The sequence below is a fragment of the Nocardia niigatensis NBRC 100131 genome (genome assembly GCF_000308655.1).
Lineage (GTDB): Bacteria > Actinomycetota > Actinomycetes > Mycobacteriales > Mycobacteriaceae > Nocardia > Nocardia niigatensis.
This window is the reverse complement of the sequence record NZ_BAGC01000015.1, coordinates 1-1732: the sequence shown is the minus strand read 5'-3', so window position 1 is coordinate 1732 and position 1732 is coordinate 1. Positions and strand designations below refer to the sequence as shown.

Annotated in this window: 1 rRNA gene; it reads right to left on the bottom strand. The window is 55.9% G+C overall.

Annotated elements, in window-relative coordinates:
• Positions 1–15: 15 nt before the first annotated feature.
• Positions 16–1532, bottom strand: a 16S ribosomal RNA gene (locus ON33_RS05890).
• Positions 1533–1732 lie beyond the last annotated feature (200 nt).

Genomic DNA, 1732 nt, shown 5'->3' with positions numbered 1-1732 from the left:
AGAAGTGCTCCTTAGAAAGGAGGTGATCCAGCCGCACCTTCCGGTACGGCTACCTTGTTACGACTTCGTCCCAATCGCCAATCCCACCTTCGACAGCTCCCTCCACAAGGGTTAGGCCACTGGCTTCGGGTGTTACCGACTTTCATGACGTGACGGGCGGTGTGTACAAGGCCCGGGAACGTATTCACCGCAGCGTTGCTGATCTGCGATTACTAGCGACTCCAACTTCACGGGGTCGAGTTGCAGACCCCGATCCGAACTGAGACCGGCTTTAAGGGATTCGCTCCACCTCACGGTATCGCAGCCCTCTGTACCGGCCATTGTAGCATGTGTGAAGCCCTGGACATAAGGGGCATGATGACTTGACGTCGTCCCCACCTTCCTCCGAGTTGACCCCGGCAGTCTCTCACGAGTCCCCGCCATTACGCGCTGGCAACATAAGATAAGGGTTGCGCTCGTTGCGGGACTTAACCCAACATCTCACGACACGAGCTGACGACAGCCATGCACCACCTGTACACCGACCACAAGGGGGGCCATATCTCTATGGCTTTCCGGTGTATGTCAAACCCAGGTAAGGTTCTTCGCGTTGCATCGAATTAATCCACATGCTCCGCCGCTTGTGCGGGCCCCCGTCAATTCCTTTGAGTTTTAGCCTTGCGGCCGTACTCCCCAGGCGGGGTACTTAATGCGTTAGCTACGGCACGGATCCCGTGGAAGGAAACCCACACCTAGTACCCACCGTTTACGGCGTGGACTACCAGGGTATCTAATCCTGTTCGCTACCCACGCTTTCGCTTCTCAGCGTCAGTTACTTCCCAGAGACCCGCCTTCGCCACCGGTGTTCCTCCTGATATCTGCGCATTTCACCGCTACACCAGGAATTCCAGTCTCCCCTGAAGTACTCTAGTCTGCCCGTATCGACTGCAAGCTTGCAGTTGAGCTGCAAGTTTTCACAATCGACGTGACAGACCGCCTACAAGCTCTTTACGCCCAGTAATTCCGGACAACGCTCGCACCCTACGTATTACCGCGGCTGCTGGCACGTAGTTGGCCGGTGCTTCTTCTACAGGTACCGTCACTTGCGCTTCGTCCCTGTCAAAAGAGGTTTACAACCCGAAGGCCGTCATCCCTCACGCGGCGTCGCTGCATCAGGCTTTCGCCCATTGTGCAATATTCCCCACTGCTGCCTCCCGTAGGAGTCTGGGCCGTGTCTCAGTCCCAGTGTGGCCGGTCACCCTCTCAGGTCGGCTACCCGTCGTCGCCTTGGTAGGCCGTTACCCCACCAACAAGCTGATAGGCCGCGGGCCCATCTCGCACCAGTAAACCTTTCCAACCCAGACCATGCAGTCCAGGCTCATATCCGGTATTAGACCCAGTTTCCCAGGCTTATCCCAGAGTGCAAGGCAGATCACCCACGTGTTACTCACCCGTTCGCCGCTCGTGTACCCCGAAGGGCCTTACCGCTCGACTTGCATGTGTTAAGCACGCCGCTAGCGTTCGTCCTGAGCCAGGATCAAACTCTCCGTTGAAGACTCTAGATTTACCCCGAAAGGGCGAATCAGAAGTATCTCGAACCAGAGTCCGAAAACCTAGCAAAAAAAGCCGGCCGGAAAATAGCCGACTCAAATGTCCGACCCTCACACGGGGGGTGAGGAATCGGAACCAAATAAAATATTTGGCACTGACATTCATCGACACACTATTGAGTTCTCAAAGAACACACGCACAA